At 69.5% G+C, this 14,935-nt stretch carries 14 protein-coding genes; 7 read left to right on the forward strand and 7 right to left on the reverse strand.

Annotation, left to right across the window (positions count from 1 at the left end):
• Positions 1-110 precede the first annotated feature (110 nt).
• Together GF068_RS41460 and GF068_RS41465 are read left to right on the forward strand one after the other, a co-directional pair.
• Positions 111-884, forward strand: a complete 774-nt coding sequence (locus tag GF068_RS41460) for an ABC transporter ATP-binding protein (protein ID WP_153825096.1) — start codon at positions 111-113, stop codon at positions 882-884.
• Complete coding sequence (locus tag GF068_RS41465) at positions 881-3,016, forward strand: ABC transporter permease subunit/CPBP intramembrane protease (protein ID WP_170319998.1); 2,136 nt, start codon at positions 881-883, stop codon at positions 3,014-3,016. Before GF068_RS41460 ends, GF068_RS41465 begins: the two co-directional genes overlap by 4 nt.
• On the opposite strand, the gene GF068_RS41470 is transcribed toward GF068_RS41465, so the two are convergent.
• Positions 3,017-3,922: a bile acid:sodium symporter family protein gene (locus GF068_RS41470; protein ID WP_153825098.1), complete on the reverse strand. Its 906-nt coding sequence runs from the start codon at positions 3,920-3,922 to the stop codon at positions 3,017-3,019. It abuts the gene before it with no gap.
• A gap of 123 nt (positions 3,923-4,045) precedes the next feature.
• Between GF068_RS41470 and GF068_RS41475 the strand changes: the two genes are divergently transcribed.
• A complete protein-coding gene (locus GF068_RS41475) occupies positions 4,046-5,023 on the forward strand; it encodes a PAS domain-containing protein (RefSeq protein WP_153825099.1) in 978 nt (325 codons plus the stop codon).
• Between the two features lie 9 nt (positions 5,024-5,032).
• On the opposite strand, the gene GF068_RS41480 is transcribed toward GF068_RS41475, so the two are convergent.
• Positions 5,033-6,238 (reverse strand): cytochrome P450 family protein, encoded by a 1,206-nt coding sequence (locus GF068_RS41480; RefSeq protein WP_240808182.1) that lies wholly within the window; start codon positions 6,236-6,238, stop codon positions 5,033-5,035.
• Between GF068_RS41480 and GF068_RS46755 the strand changes: the two genes are divergently transcribed.
• Complete coding sequence (locus tag GF068_RS46755; protein WP_275939355.1) at positions 6,233-6,364, forward strand: hypothetical protein; 132 nt, start codon at positions 6,233-6,235, stop codon at positions 6,362-6,364. The two genes, GF068_RS41480 and GF068_RS46755, sit on opposite strands and share 6 nt — an antisense overlap.
• Positions 6,365-6,413: 49 nt before the next feature.
• On the forward strand, positions 6,414-7,544 hold the full coding sequence (locus GF068_RS41485; protein ID WP_153825101.1) for a sterol desaturase family protein: 1,131 nt from the start codon (positions 6,414-6,416) through the stop codon (positions 7,542-7,544).
• Here GF068_RS41485 and GF068_RS41490 read toward each other — a convergent pair.
• The 4 genes from GF068_RS41490 to GF068_RS41505 all read right to left on the reverse strand — a co-directional run bounded on the left by GF068_RS41490 (position 7,525) and on the right by GF068_RS41505 (position 11,328).
• Positions 7,525-8,544: a radical SAM/SPASM domain-containing protein gene (locus tag GF068_RS41490; RefSeq protein ID WP_153825102.1), complete on the reverse strand. Its 1,020-nt coding sequence runs from the start codon at positions 8,542-8,544 to the stop codon at positions 7,525-7,527. The two genes, GF068_RS41485 and GF068_RS41490, sit on opposite strands and share 20 nt — an antisense overlap.
• Positions 8,541-9,917, reverse strand: coding sequence for an aspartate aminotransferase family protein (locus tag GF068_RS41495; protein WP_153825103.1), 1,377 nt, complete (start codon positions 9,915-9,917; stop codon positions 8,541-8,543). The genes GF068_RS41490 and GF068_RS41495 overlap by 4 nt, the downstream gene beginning before the upstream one ends.
• Positions 9,918-9,958: 41 nt before the next feature.
• A complete protein-coding gene (locus GF068_RS41500) occupies positions 9,959-10,924 on the reverse strand; it encodes a bestrophin family protein (RefSeq protein WP_206079666.1) in 966 nt (321 codons plus the stop codon).
• Between the two features lie 65 nt (positions 10,925-10,989).
• Positions 10,990-11,328 carry a hypothetical protein gene (locus tag GF068_RS41505; RefSeq protein WP_153825104.1) on the reverse strand — a complete coding sequence of 113 codons (339 nt, stop codon included), beginning with the start codon at positions 11,326-11,328 and terminating at the stop codon, positions 10,990-10,992.
• Between the two features lie 92 nt (positions 11,329-11,420).
• Between GF068_RS41505 and GF068_RS41510 the strand changes: the two genes are divergently transcribed.
• Entirely contained in the window at positions 11,421-12,182 is a 762-nt protein-coding gene (locus tag GF068_RS41510; protein WP_153825105.1) for a YkgJ family cysteine cluster protein, read from the forward strand.
• Here the strand turns inward: GF068_RS41510 and GF068_RS41515 are convergent, their stop codons facing one another.
• A complete protein-coding gene (locus GF068_RS41515; protein ID WP_153825106.1) occupies positions 12,183-13,253 on the reverse strand; it encodes an alpha/beta hydrolase in 1,071 nt (356 codons plus the stop codon).
• 69 nt (positions 13,254-13,322) lie between these two features.
• On the opposite strand from GF068_RS41515, the gene GF068_RS41520 reads away from it, so the two are divergent.
• On the forward strand, positions 13,323-14,912 hold the full coding sequence (locus tag GF068_RS41520) for a thioredoxin family protein (protein ID WP_153825107.1): 1,590 nt from the start codon (positions 13,323-13,325) through the stop codon (positions 14,910-14,912).
• The last annotated feature ends 23 nt before the right edge of the window (positions 14,913-14,935 follow it).

Here is a 14,935-nt window from a genome sequence, read left to right on the forward strand (position 1 = left end):
ACATGGCGCCGCACATTTGTAAATACAAACTCGGCGGGGCCTCGCCTCGGCTTCCGTTCCGGCCACGAGTTCCGCTACCGCTTCCACTTCCATCCGCTAAAGTCCCCCCGATGCCCCCGGACGCTCCTGCATCCCCGCCCGCCCTCTCCGCCGAACGCCTCGTCAAGCATTACGGCTCCACCATCGCCGTCGCCGGCCTCGACCTGTTCGTTCGTCCTGGCGAGGTCGTGGGCCTCCTCGGCCCCAACGGCGCGGGCAAGACCACGGCGCTCCGCATGCTCGCCGGCATCCTCCGCCCCACCTCGGGACGCGTGCGGATCGGCGGCGTCGACATGGCCGAGAGGCCGCTCGAGGCCAAGGCCCTCCTCGGCTTCCTCTCCGGCGACACCCAGCTCTACCAGCGCCTCTCTCCTCGCGAGACCCTTCAATACTTCGGCCGCCTCCACGGCCTCTCCGAGGCGCGCCTCACGGCTCGGATCGACGAGCTCGTCCGGGACCTCGAAATGGCCTCCTTCGCCGATCGCCCCTCGGCCACCCTCTCCGCCGGCCAGAAGCAGCGCGCCAATATCGCCCGCGCCTTCCTCCACGAGCCCCAGGTCCTCATCCTCGACGAGCCCACGAATGCACTCGACGTCCTCTCGGGCCGCTTCATCGTCGAGTCCATCCGCAAGGAGCGCGCGAAGGGCCGCGCCATTCTCTTCTCCACCCACATCATGAGCGAGGCCGAATACTTGTGTGATCGAATCGCCCTCATCCACGAGGGCCGCGTCGTCGACGAGGGGGAGGTCCCGGCCCTTTGCGCGCGCGCGGGGGGCGCTCGGAACCTCACGGATGCGTTTCTTTTTCACGTCGAGCGTGGCTCGGCGCCCGGAGATGTGGCGTGAGGCTTTCCATCGTCCTCGTCATCCTGCGCAAAGAGCTCGTCGAGACCCTCCGGGATCGCCGCACCTTCGTGAGCCTCGTCCTCTTGCCGATGCTGCTGTATCCGCTCTTCGCGCTCCTCATGAGCCGCATGGCGGGCGCGGAGATGGAGACCCTCGAGGCGCGCGCCTCGAAGGTCGCGGTCTGGGGCGAGCTCTCGCCCGAGGTATCTCAGGCGCTCGCGTCCGCGGAGAACAAGATCGAGGTCCTGCCCTGGCACGGCGCCCCCGAGCCGCTCCGGCGCGACCTCGAGGCCGGCAGCATTCCACCACCCACCCCCGCGCCACACGCCCCGCCTGGGCCGCCCCGGAAAAATTCTTCCACCGAAGGCGCCGACGCCGAGGCAAAAGCCGGCGCCAAAAACCGCGACGCGGACAGGCCCGACGCCGCGGTCGCCCTCGCCGCGCGTGCGCTCGTCGACGCTCGGGAGGCGCACGCCGTGCTCGTCCCCTGGCGGGGTTTTTCCGAGGACCTCCGCGAAGGCAAGGCCGCTCGTGTCACCATCTATTACGACTCCGTGTGGGGCGACTCCGACTTCGCGGCCGATCGGCTCGATTACGCGCTCGCCCGCGCCCGCGATCGATTGCTCGTCTCGCGCGAAAGTGAAAAAGGTTTGCCCGAGGGGTTCACCTCCGCGCTCGAGGTCACCTCTCGCAACGTCGCGCCCGAGGAGCGGCGGGTCGGCAAGGTCCTCGGCACGCTCATGCCGATGATGCTCATCCTCATGTCGCTGCTCGGCGGCTTCCTCCGCGCGGCCGACATGACCGCTGGCGAAAAGGAGCGCGGCACCATGCAGACCTTGCTCTGCGCGCCGCTCCTGCCCATCGAGATCATCACTGGCAAATTCCTCGCCGTCTTCGTCGTCTCCCTCTTCACCGCGCTCGTCAACGTCGCGAGCCTCGGCTTCACCCTCCGCCGCATCCTCCCCGGCGAGATGGACGTGCCCTTCTCGGCGCACGCCCTCACCTTCGCGCTCCTCATCCCGGTCACGCTCCTCTTCTCGGCCCTCTTCCTCGCCGTCGCCGCCTTCGCCCGCGATTTCAAGGACGCGCAGAACCTGCTCACCCCCGTCTATCTGCCCGTCATGCTCCTCTCGATGGTCACGTCCTTGCCCGGGATGGAGCTCACGCTCGCCACGTCGTTCGTGCCGGTCCTCAACGTCGCGCTCCTCATCAAGGCGATTTACCTCGGCGACGTCTCTCCCGATCTCGTGCTCTTCACGCTCGGCTCCTCCACGCTCTTCGCCGCGCTCACGCTCGTCTTCGCGGCGCGTGTCTTCGAGCGCGAGGACGTCCTGCTCGGCGGTCGCGGCTCTTTCCGCGCCGTCTTCTCGTTCGAGCGGCAGAAGGGCGGGATCCCGAGCCTCGGCTTCTCCCTCGGCGCCTTCGCCGTCATCCTCGTCGTGATGTTTTATGCGAGTCTCCTCGTCGAGAAGACCACGAACAAGACCGCGCAGCTCGCCTTCACCCAGCTCGGCCTCTTTTTCCTCCCCGCGCTCGCCGCCATTTTCGTGTCCGGCGCCTCGATGCGCGAGACCCTCGGCCTGCGCCTGCCACGCCCGCGCGCCCTCGTCGGCGCTGTCCTCGCGGGTTTGTCCGGGGGCGCCGTCGTGAGCGCGTTCGCGACCCGCCTCGTGCCCGTCCCGCGCGAGTTCGCGGACAAACTCGGCGATGCCCTCCTGCTCGACGGCCAGCCCCTCTGGGTGCTGCTCGTCGTCATCGCCGTCCTGCCCGCGCTCTGCGAGGAGACGCTCTTCCGGGGCCTGCTCTTCTCGGGCCTCTCGCGCGCCGGGTTCGTCGTGGCGCTCCTCGCCTCGTCCCTGCTCTTCGGCCTCGCGCACGGCTCGATTTACCGCCTGCTCCCGACGTTTTCGCTCGGCCTCCTGCTCGCGTACGCCCGCCACACGACGCGCTCGCTCCTGCCCGGCGTCGTCGTGCACGGGCTCAACAATGCCCTCGCCATCACGGTCCTCGCCGTGCGGCCGGCCTGGCTGGAAAAACTCTTGCGGGACGATCAGGTGCCCCTCGGGGTGGGGGCCGCCGCGGCGCTCGTGCTCGGGCTCGGCGTCTACCTCATGCGCGAGCCGCGCGAGTGACTACGCCGCCTTCGGCTGCTCCGCTTCGGCCGCGGGCGCGGCTTCCTCGTTCGTCCGGGCCACGATGCTGCCGAAGGCCGCGGCCGTGAAGAACATGATCAGGCTGTAGATGGCCGGCGGAATGGCCATCGTGGAGTTGTTGAGCAACGTCGGCGCCGAGGCGATCGCGATCGCCAGCGTCCCGTTGTGGATCCCGATCTCCATCCCGATCGCGGTCGCCTGCCGCTTCGGCAGCCGCACGAGCAAGGGGACGACGTAGCCGAGGCCCATGCTGGCCAGGTTGAACACGAGCGCCGCGAGGCCGACCTGCCTGAAGAAGGTCACGAGGTTCGCCCGCTCCTTCAGCACCGCCGCGACGATGATGAGCACGAGGAACACGGCCGAGGTGATCTTCACCGGCTTCTGCAGCCGCTCCGAGACGGACGGGCGTTTGGCGCGGACGAGCATCCCGATCCCGACGGGTACGAGCACCACGGCGAAGACCTGGATCACCTTGTCGAACTGCAGCGGAATGCTCTTCTCGGTGCCCATGAACGCCTCGAGCGACAGGTTCACGATGAGCGGCAACGTGAACAGGCTGAGGATCGAGTTCGTCGCGGTCAGCGTGATGTTCAGCGCGACGTCGCCCTTTGCGAGGTGGCTGAAGAGGTTCGCTGTGGCGCCGCCCGGCGAGGCCGCGAGCAGCATGAGCCCGACGGCGAGCTCGGGCGGGAGCGCGAAGCCCTTCGCGATGCCGTAGCAGGCGAGGGGAAGGAGCACCGTCTGGCAGAGGAGCCCGACGAAGACGGCGCGTGGATACACCACGACGCGGCGGAAATCCTCGAGCGTGAGGCCGAGCCCGAGGCCCAGCATGATGACGCCCAGCGCGAGGGGCATGAACACGGCCGTGAAGACATTCGACTGCATGAGGCCTGCGATGGTGGCACGATCGCGACGATCGACTCAACCGCGGAGCGCGAGCGCCGCGGCGCCCTTGCTCCACCCTTGCTCCAGGTTCGGTCGACGGTGTAGGAATACAGCCGGGGAACCATGGCAGACGAACGAATGGCTGGTGGCGCCGACGGCGCCGACGTCGCCGCGCTGAAGGCGGAGATCGCGGCGCTGCGAAAAGAAAACGCGGCGCTCAAGGCGCAGGTCATCGCGCTCGAGGGCGCGCTCGTCGATGGTCGGAACGAAGCGCCGCGGCCCATGGCCCCGACGATGCGCGCGGCCGTGATCGAGCGCGTCGAGCTCGAGCGAAGGCGGCTCTTGAACGCGGTCATCGACCATTCGCCGAGCATCGTTTTCGTGAAGGATCCCGACGGTCGATATCTCCTCGTGAACCGCCAGGCCGAACATCGCTACGGCAAGACACGAAACCAGCTGCTCGGCCGGACCGACGGCGAGTTTTTCCCGCCGGATGCCGTGCGGGTCATGCGGGAGAAGGACGCGGAGGCGGCTCGTCGCGGCGAGCCCATTCAATTCGACGAGACTCTCGAGTTCGACGGCGAGCCCCGCCATTTCCACACGATCAAGTTTCCGATCCTGAACAGCCACGGCGCGCTCATGGGTGTCTGTGGTATCGTGACGGATATCACCGATCAAAAGCGGCAGGAGGAGGAGCGCTTGCTCTTGCGCGAGCAGGTGATCGCCGCGCAGGAGGAGGCGCTCCGCGAGCTCTCCACGCCCCTCGTCCCGATCGCCGACGGCGTCGTCGCCATGCCGATCGTGGGCAGCGTCGACCAGGCGCGCGCCGAGCGGATCATGACCACGCTCCTCGACGGCATCGGCCACCACGGCGCGCACGCGGTGATCCTCGACGTCACGGGCGTGCGCGCCGTGGACACGAACGTCGCGAGCGCGATCGTCTCGGCGGCCCGCGCGGTCAGGCTCCTCGGCGCGCGCGTGGTGGTGACGGGCGTCCGGCCCGAGGTCGCGCGGACCTTGATCGAGACCGGCGTTGATCTCGAGGGGATCGTCATGCGGGGCAATTTGCAGAGCGGAATCGCCATTGCGATGCGCCGCTGAGCGCGCTCGTCAAAACACGATCGGCAGCCGCTTCTTCGCGTGCAGGAGGAGCAACATCGAGCTCGGCTCGAGCTCCTCGCGCGGGATCGCGAGGCGCATCCGCGGCAGGCGCCTGAGGAGCGTCTCCACGGCGATCGCCGCTTCCAGCCGCGCGAGCGGCGCGCCGAGGCAGAAATGGATCCCGTAGCCGAAGGCGATGTGTTTGTTCGGCTTGCGCCCGACGTCGAAGCGGTCGGGATCCGGGAATCGTGATTCGTCGTGATCGGCCGAGAGCAGCGAGGCCACGACGAGCTCGTTTTTCCGGATGGTCACCCCGCCGAACTCCAGATCCTCGAGCGCGAAGCGGTACGTCGTCGTCTCCACCGGACCGCAGTATCGCAGCATCTCCTCCACCGCCGATTCGAGGAGCGAGGGATCCGAGGCGAGCCGCTCGTGCTGCTCGGGGTGGTCCATGAGCGCGAGCATGCCGTTCGTGATGAGGTTGACCGTGGTCTCGTGGCCCGCCACGAGCAGGAGGAAGAGCATCCCCACGAGCTCCTGGGTGCTCAAACGATCTCCGCCCTCCTCGGCCGCCACGAGCCCGCTCACGAGATCGTCCTGCGGCTCGGCCCTCCGGCGCTCGATGAGCTGCATGAAGTACTGGAAAAATGCAAAGCCGGTGGCGCGCAGGTGAGCGAGCTGCTCCTCGGTGTCCGCGGGCGTGAAGAGCACCGTGGTCCAGCGGCGGAAATCGTCCTGATCCGAGGCCGGCACGCCGAGCAGCTCGGCGATGACCGTGACGGGCAGGGGATACGAGAACTGGGAGACGAGGTCCATCCCGCTCGCGTCTCTCGCGAGGGCGGCCGAGACGAGGTCCTCTGCAATCGTGGCGATGCGGCCCCGGAGCCCCTCGACGATCTGCGGCGTGAAGGCCTTGGCCACGAGGGACCGGAGGCGCGTGTGGTCCGGCGGATCGGCGCTCAGCATGTGCTTTCCGAGCGCTTCGAACTCGTCGGAGACGCGCAGGCGTTGCCGCTCCTCGGGGCTCCATTTCGTGAAATCCTTGCCGAAGCGAGGATCCCGCAGCATTTCGGAGCAATCGGCGTACCGCGTGAGCAGCCGGAAAGGTATCTTGCGGTAGGGCTCGACGATCCGCGTGATGGGCTCTTCGGCCCGGAGGCGTCGGTAGATGGGGTGAGGGTCCTTGCGGCCCTCGCGCGTGAACAGGGGGTGCATGGGCGCCTCCATGATGCCTGCACCACGGACGCGTGCAACCCGCAAACGGGCTGTAGCACGAGCGTGTACACGTCCGGGAGCTGGAACATCGACGATCTCCGCCTCGTCGCGGCGCTCTGCCTCTGATTCCCCGCCCGCCCTTCACGCCCCGGCCGCGTTTCGGTAGTCTCGGCGCATGAGCCGCCTCGAGACGAATGGTTACTACGCGCTCGGGGTCCCCTTTTACCTCGCCGTCATCGCCCTGGAGATCGCGCTCGCGCGTCGAAAGGGCAAGCGCGTCTACGGCTTCGCCGACACGCTCTCGAGCTTCTCGGCGGGGCTCGGCGAGATCCTCCTCGGCCTCTTCCTCGGGCCCCTGCTCCTCGGCCTCTACGATTTCGCCTACGACAGGCTCGCCCTCGTGCGCTGGCCCGAGGGCTCGATCGTCCCGTGGATCCTCGCGTTCGCCCTCGGCGACCTCGGGTATTACTGGTACCACCGCGCGGGGCATTCCGTGGCCGCGCTCTGGGCCATTCACGGCGTCCACCACCAGTCCGAGCATTTCAACGTCTCGGTCGCCACGCGCCACCCCTGGTTCTCGGACACCTACGCCTTCCTCTTTTATGCGCCCATCCCCATGCTCGGCGTCCCGCCGGTGCATTTCTTCGTGGCGATCTCGATCATCTCGTTTTACGCGCTCACCGTCCATTCGCAGGTCTTCCACCGCCCGGGGCTCTGGTTTCTGGTCACGCCGGCGACGCACATCGTCCACCATTCGAGAAACCGCCGGTATTTGAACAAGAACTTCGGCGCGATGTTCACGGTGTGGGATCGGCTGTTCGGCACGCACGTCGAGGTCGATCCGGCCGACCCGCCGGTCCTCGGCACGCCCTTCGGCTACCAGACGCACGACGGCGCCCGCGCGCAATGGGTGTTTTTCCGCGACCTCATCGCCGTCGCGCGGCAGGCGAAGACGCTCGGCGACAAGGTCCGGACGTTCGTCCGCCACCCGGGCTGGACCCCCGAGGGCGTCGCCTTCCCGCGGCACGCGCCCGCGCGGCCCGACGCGGCCATTCCCTTGCGCACGAAGGTATATGCCGCGCTCGCGTTTGGCGGGACGCTCGCCTTCGCGCTTCATCTCCTGTGGCTCCGGGATCGGCATCCCGTCTGGCAGCTCGCGGCCGGGGCGCTCGTCGTGCTCTGGGGCCTGTCCACGATGGGCGGCCTGCTCGACGGCCGCGACGGCGCGGCGCGGCGGGAGGGCGTGCGGGTCGCCGCGACCGCGGCCCTCGGCCTCTGGATCGTGTTCAGCTCGTCCGCATCCTAGTGCCGAGATCGAGCAGGCTCCGCGCGGAGCCGCCATTGCCGAGCGCCTGGTTGATCCCCCGGCACGCGGTCCAGCATCGCTGGCATCGCGTGATCTCGGCCTGCTTTGCCTGAAGACGCCGATGGAGCTCGCCGAGGCTCGCCTCCCGCACGTTGCCCACGCTCTCGTCGATCCGCTCGATGCAGGGCGAGACGTTGCCCACGTGATCGATGTTGAACCCCGTCTTGCCCGCGCTGCACGTGGGCATTTCGCCCCCCGAGAGGAACGCGTCGATGCGCGCGAAGTAATCGCGAAAATACCTGAGGTGCGGGTATTTCTCCCATAACGAGAGGACGTGCTCGGACACGCCCACAGGCGGCATCTCGTCGGGCCCGCCCTTGCCGCGACGATACCCCGAAATCGAGAGCAGCGTGAGCTGATGGCCGACGCCGCGCGCCTCGCTTTGCCGGAGCAGCGCCTCGAGGTCGCGCCAGTTGTCCTCCATCAGCACCGTCATCACGTGCACCTGTTTGCCCCCGCGCGGGGCCGTGTCGCGCAGGATGTCGACCGCCCTCCAGGCGCGATCCGTGGTGCCCGCGAGCCTGCGCTTGCCGTCGTGCCGGCTCGCCTCGGGGTAATCGATGGAGACGTTGCCGTGCGTGAGCCCCGCGTCCCAGAGCGCCTTCGCCTTCTCCTCCGTGACGAACCAGCCGTTCGTGAAGAGCGCGGTGATGTGTTTCTTCGATAGGATTCGAACGATCTCCACGATGTCCGGCCGCGCGAGGGGCTCGCCGCCTTCGACCGAGATCACGAACGTGCCGAGCTCGGCGAGCTCGTCCGCGACGCGGCGGTATTCGGCGAGGGAGAGCTCCTGCTTCGGCGGCGCGGGGTTCGGCCAGAAATCGCAGAAGCTGCACTCCATGTTGCAGCGGTTCGTGACCTGGATCAGGCAGGAGAACGGGCGCCTGCGGAGCAGCGTCGTGGCGAACGCGGCCTCCTTCTTCCACGTGGCGAAGCTCATCCGAACCTCCAGCCGCCCGCGAACTGCTGGCCGAGCCGCGTCGTCGCGTCACGCACGATCGGGGCCACGTCGCGGTATTCGTCGAGCAGCGCGCCGATGCAATCGACCACGCGGTCGATCTCAGCCTCCGTCACGGTGAGCGGAGGCTCGAGCTTGAGCACGTTCCATTGCTGGCTCGCGGGCTGCGCGACGATCCCGCGCTCGAGCAGGCGCACGCTGAGCCATTGGCCGAAGATGCGGCGCGAGACCGCCTCCACGAGCCCGGGCAAGGCCCGGTGCAAGAGCCCGCCTTTTTCGGTCGGCCCGAGCTCGATCCCCACGAAGAGCCCGCGGCCCCGCACCTCGCGCACCAGCGGGTGCGCTCCGATGCGGCCTCGCAGCGCGCCGATCATCCGCTCGCCTTTCTCCCGGCTCGCGCGGACGAGCTCCTCCTCGTCGACGATCGAGAGGATCGCCCCCGCCGTGCGGCAAGCGAAGGCGTTACCCGCGTACGTCGAGCCGTGCAGATCGAAGCGCTCCGCGGTGCCGAACGCGCGCTTGCACAGGTCGGGCGTGGTCAGCGTCGCGGAGATCGGCGCCATCCCGCCGCCGAGGGCCTTGCCGAGCACGAGGACGTCCGGGAAAAACCCTTCGGCCTCGCAGGCGAAGAGCGAGCCGGTGCGGCCGATGCCGGTCTGCACCTCGTCGAGGACGAAGAGCGCGCCGCGCTTCCTGCAGAGCTCCTGCGCGGCGCGCAGGTATCCTCTCGGCGGCATGATCATGCCACCCTCGGCCTGGATGGGCTCGACGAGGAAGGCGGCGGCGCGGGTCTTTCCGAGCACCTCGTCGAGGGCGTCGAGGTCCCCGAACGGGACCTCCTGGCAGGCGGGCAGGAGAGGCTCGAAGAGCTCGCGCATGCGCGGGATGCCGGAGATGGAGAGCGTGCCGAGGTTCAGCCCGTGATAACCATTCTTGCAATACACGAGCGTCTTCTTCCCGGTCGCGGCGCGCGCGAGCTTGAGCGCGGCCTCGACGGCCTCGGCGCCCGTGCACGAAAAGAGGCACATCGAGAGCGGCCCGGCGCGCCTCGCGAGCTCGGCCGCGAGCTCGGCCGCGTGCACGGGCGGGCCGACGTGTACCAGGTTCGGCACGTCGTCCGCGAGGAACTCGGCCATGCGGGTCCGGAGCTTCGGGTGGTTGTGCCCGAGGTTGTGGGCGCCGAAGCCGGACAAAAAATCGAGATATTCGCGCCCCTCGTGATCCCAGAGCGAACAGCCGCGCGCGCGGACGAAGACGCGGCCGTACCCGAAGGCGCCGAGGAGCTTCACGAAGGCGGGATTGACGTGCTCCGCGTACTTCGCGACCGCGGGGTGGGAGGAGGGCGAGGGGGGCATCTGCGGGGATTGTCGCCCCCGGATGCGGCGCGACGCAAGCGCTAGTGAAGATTGCCGCCCTTCGGCTTGAGCAGGGGCGGCAGGTCGGTCTCGTCGAGGCGTTGCCTCAGGTTCACCTCGATCATGCGCGAGATCGTTGAGAGCGGCAGGTCGTTCGGGTCCGTGCCGAAGGGGTTCTCGATCTCGTCGCCGATCGCGTCGAGGCCGTAAAACGCATAGGCCACGATGCCCACCACCACGGGCGTGAACACCCCGACCGTCTTCACGATCCCGAACGGCAGCGCGAAGCAATAAAGGGCGACGAGCTGGTGGATCAGCGAGGTGTACGAGAGCGGGATCGGCGTGCTCTTGATGCGCTCGCAGCCGCCCTGGAGGTCCGTGAGGACGGAGAGGCTCTGCTCCAGCACGGGCAGGTGGTAGGCGTGGATCCAGCCGCGTTGCCAGGCGTCGCGCAGGCGGAAAGACATGGATTGGAGGATCGCAATGGGCCGGTTCAGCTCGCCCTTCAATGCCTCGACCTCCGTCGCCGAGAGGAACGGCGCGAGCTCCTCCAGCCGGTCCTGATCTCGCAGGTGCAGCCGCAGCGCGTGGGTGTAGCCGATCACTCGATAGACCATCTCCCGGCGAAACGTGGCGATCGCCTCGCTCTCGGCGGGACGCCCGGCCTCGTCTTTCCGCGCCTCCGGCTCGTTCACGAGCGTGAGGATCTGGCGGGTGACGGTGCGGGTCGTGTTGACGAGCCCACCCCAGAGCTTCCGGCCTTCCCAGAAGCGGTCGTAGCTCGTGTTGTTCCGGAAGCCGAGGAAGATGCTGAGCGCGAGGCCGATGAGGGTGAAGGGGATCGTCGTGAGGTCCGGGTGGAAAAACCGGACGTTGAGGTCCACCGCGGTCACGCCGACGGCGAGCAGCGTGGTGAACGCGAGGCGTCCCTGCATCCGCGGCAGCGCCGTTCCGCGGTACTTGAGCAGTAGGCGCAGCCAGGAGTACCGTTTTTCCGGGACCATCATGGGGGCAAGCTCTCCTGCTTCGGGCCGCCGGCTCTAGCACGGAGCCGTAGGTGCACCAAAGGCAATCAGGCGTGCCCGAGCGGCCGAGCGGCGGGGGCGAGCGCGGCGTCGATGAGCCGCTGCTCCGAGGCGCCGAGGGCGCGGCGCAAGGCCGAGACGCGGCTCGGGAGCTCGTCGAGCACCGCGGGGAGCTTGCCCGCGGGGCCGAGCTCGCCGAGGTTCGCCTCGGCCACGTCGAGCCGCGCCCGCGCCGCGGCGTGCGCGTCCTCGGCGGCCCCGAGCAGCCGCATCTGCCAGCTCGACCCGGCGGCCTTCTCGGCGCGGCCGAGCCAGAGCGCGGCGGCGTCGAGGTGCTGCCCGGCGTCGCGGATCGCCGAGATGATGGCGTCGAGGTAATGGGTCATGGCAAAACCTCGGGCCAGTCTACACGGGAAAGGCCGCCCGCGCCCGAGAGGCGCGCGTGGCGCGGCCCGCGCGAGGCTGGTATCTCATGTGCATGACGGACGAACGGCGCTCCTTGCCGCTCGCGAGCTCGAGCCGGTATTCCCCCGAGATATTCGTCGCGATCGCGGAGGGCGAAGCAAAGGCGCTCGCGCCGCGGGTCGCCGAGGGCCCGGAAGGGGCGATCGAGGCGGCCCGGATCGCGAGTGAACGAGCCGTCGCCCTCACGGACGCCGCGCACGCCCACGAGCCGCCCGACCGCCCGATCGCGTGTCAAAAGGGCTGCTCGACGTGCTGCCAGGCCAAGGTGCTCGTCGTCGCGCCCGAGGTCCTGCGCATCGCGGCGCACCTCTCGGCGACGTGTTCGCCCGAGAAGCTCGCGGCCCTGCTCGTCCGCGTGCAGGCGGCCGACGCCCGGACGCGCGGCCTCACGCGCGCCGCGCGGGCCGAGGCGCACGTGCCTTGCCCGCTGCTCGACGCGGACGGCGGCTGCGGCGTGCACCCGGTGCGGCCGCTGGTTTGTCGGAGCTGGACATCGTACGACGCGGGCGCCTGCGAGCGGTACTGGGAGGCGCCCGCGGGAAAACCCACGCCGCCGCAATGGCCGATCGGCTACGAGCTCGCGCAGGCCGTGCTCGCGGGGCTCGGCAAGGCGTGTTTCGACGCGGGCCGGGACGGCACGCCCCTCGAGCTCATCGCGGCCCTGCGGATCGCGCTCGAGCGACCCACGGCGGGCGAACGCTGGCACAAGCGGCTGCCGGTGTTCTCGGGGGCGAAGGACGCGGAGTGGATCGAGGCGAACGTGCGGTCGGGGTAGTCAGGAAAAACCACCCCGCAATGCCGCCGCCGCCTCGCGGATGATCTGCGACGAGGCCTCGCGGCAAGCGGACGCCGCGCCTCCCATGAGGATGTAGCCGTGGATCATCGCCTCGTGGCAGACGTGCCGCGCGGGCACGCCCGCGGCCGTGAGGCGCTCGACGTACGCGACGCCCTCGTCCCGCAGGGGATCGAAGCCCGCGGTGTAGACGAGCGCCGGGGGCGCGCCTTCGACGCTCGGCGCGAGGAGCGGCGAGGCGTCGGGGAGGCGCCGCGTCGCCGGATCGGTCCCGAAATAATGGTCGTGATACCAGTCGAGCATCCCCTTCGTGAGCATCCAGCCGTTCGCGTACACCGCGTGCGAGCGGTGACCGCAGGTCGCGTCGACCGCGGGGTAGACGAGCACCTGCAGCGCGGGCCGATGCGCCTCGCCGCGAGTCTTCAGCGCGACGACCGCGGAGAGGTTGCCGCCGGCGCTGTCGCCCATGACCGCGATTTTGGCTCCATCCACGCCGAGGGAGGCCGCGCGCGCAGCGACGTCGCGGAAGGCGGCGACCGCGTCGTCCACGGCCGCGGGGAAGGCGTGTTCGGGCGCGAGGCGGTAGTCGACGGCGATGACCCGCACGCGACCCTCGACGGCGAGCTGCCGGCAAAACGTGTCGTGCGTGTCGAGGTCTCCCGTGACGAACCCGCCGCCGTGGTAAAACAGCACGCACGGCGAAGGCGCGTCGAGGCCCTCGGGCACGTACCTCCGGGCCGGGATCGGGCCTGCGTCGCCGCGCAGGGCGAGACCTTCGGCGGTCACGCCGGAGACGCGCGGGATCTCCACCATACACACCGACTCGGCGAGGCGCGCGCGGGCCTCGGCCGGGGCGAGGCGGCGCAGATCGCTCGATTTCAAGAGGTCGTCGAGCGCGAGCATCACGGCGACCTCGGGGTCGACGATGCAACCCTCGACGGGCCTCGCGCGCCAGCCGGCGAGGCGCGAAGAGAGGCCTTTCGAGCGGCGAAGGGCGTCCGCGAGGGTGCGGGCGACCTGGACGCGGACGCGGGCCAGCGGGGAGAGCAACATCACGCGTGATGGTAGCGGCGGTGGCGGCCGCTGTCATCACGGTGATACGCTCGGGATCGGACGAACGTCATGCGAGAGCTCCGAGGTTGCCTGTTCGTCGCCGCCCTGCTCGCGACCGCGTGTGGCAAACGCGAGCCCGCGCGGCAGGATCCTCCGCCTGCCGCGGCGGCGCCAACGACGGCCGCGCCCGTGACGAAGGCGGCGCCTTCGATTGAACCGCCCTTCCTCGACATCGCCCCCGAGCGAGCGTTTGCCCGGGCGCGCGACGAGGGCAAGCTGGTCTTTCTCTACTGGGGCGCGGCCTGGTGCCCGCCCTGCAACGATCTGAAATCGGAGGTCTTCTCGAAGCCCCGCTTCGCCGAGATGATGCGTGATTTCGTGCCCGTCCACCTCGACGGCGACACCGAGGACGCGCAACACACGGGCGAGGCGCTCGCCGTGTCCACCTATCCGACGATCCTCGTCCTCGGCCCCGCGCGGGAGGAGCTCTTGCGCTTGAACGGGAGCGTCGACATCGACGAGCTCGATCGAGCGCTCGGCGCGGTGCGCGGCAAGGCGCAGAGCTTCCGGGCGGCGGCCGCGCGCCTCGACGAGGGCAAACCGAGCGCGGAGGATTGCCGCACGCTCGCCCACGCCGCGTGGGAGCTCCTGCCCGAGGAGGTTTTCCCCCGCGCGCGGGTCCTCCTCGCCTTGCGCAAAACGATCGAGGTTTGTCCCTCCACGATGATCCGCGAGCGCGCCCTCCTCGCGGGCACGCTCCTCGGTCTCGCCTCGGCCCATCGGCGCGACCCGACGCTCGCCGAGGCGACACGCGTGATCGAGCCGGATGCCCTCTCCCTCCTCGACCTCGTCTTCTCCGACCCCGAGGCCACGTGGGCCGCGCGCGCGCTCGTCAATCACCGCGCGGCGGATCTCGCGGCCTGGCTCGCCCCGGATCCCAGGGCCGCGGCGTTCGCCTCGTGGAAAACGAAATGGCTCGCGGCGGCGGCGTCTCTTCGATCACGCGAGGGGGCGTCCGTCGACGTCCGGCTCGCGGCCGTGGGGCCCTCGATCGATTTCTTCCGCCACGAAGACCCCACGGGCCCCGTGCCCGCGCCGCTCCGCGCCGAGGTCCTCGCCGCGGCATCCGCGGCCGAGCGCGAGGCCAGGACGAAGGAGGAGCGGTATTCCGTGGTCTCCACCGCGTCCTACCTCTTGCGGCGCGTGGGGGCGCACGACGAGGCGCGCAAGATGCTCCTCGCGGAGGCCGAGCGCTCGGACACGCCCCATTACTGGTTCTCGATGCTCTCGGCGCTGGAGCAGGAGCTCGGTCGTATCGAGGAGGCGCGGGCCTTCTCGCAAAAAGCCCGCGAGGGCGCGGGGGGGCGCGCCACGCGGCTCCAGTGGATCGCGAACGACATTCTCTTTCAGGCGAAGCTCCAGGGCCCGCTCCCGCGCGCCTACCTCCTCGCGCAGGCCGAGGCGTTCTACGAGCTCGCCATGTCGCTCGGGGACGGGTTTCACGGCAGGAACCGCGCGCGCGTCGTGCAAGTCCGGAGCGCGCTCGCCGTCCTCGGGGACGATCCCGGATACACGAAACTATTGTCACGTCTTCGTGATCGCTGCGCCTCGCTCCCCGCGGGCAGGGCGGAGGCTTGCCGGGGCAGCTTCGAGCCGTGAAGCTGCCTGCGGACGCGGGCGAG

Source organism: Polyangium spumosum (genome assembly GCF_009649845.1).
GTDB lineage: Bacteria > Myxococcota_A > Polyangia > Polyangiales > Polyangiaceae > Polyangium > Polyangium spumosum.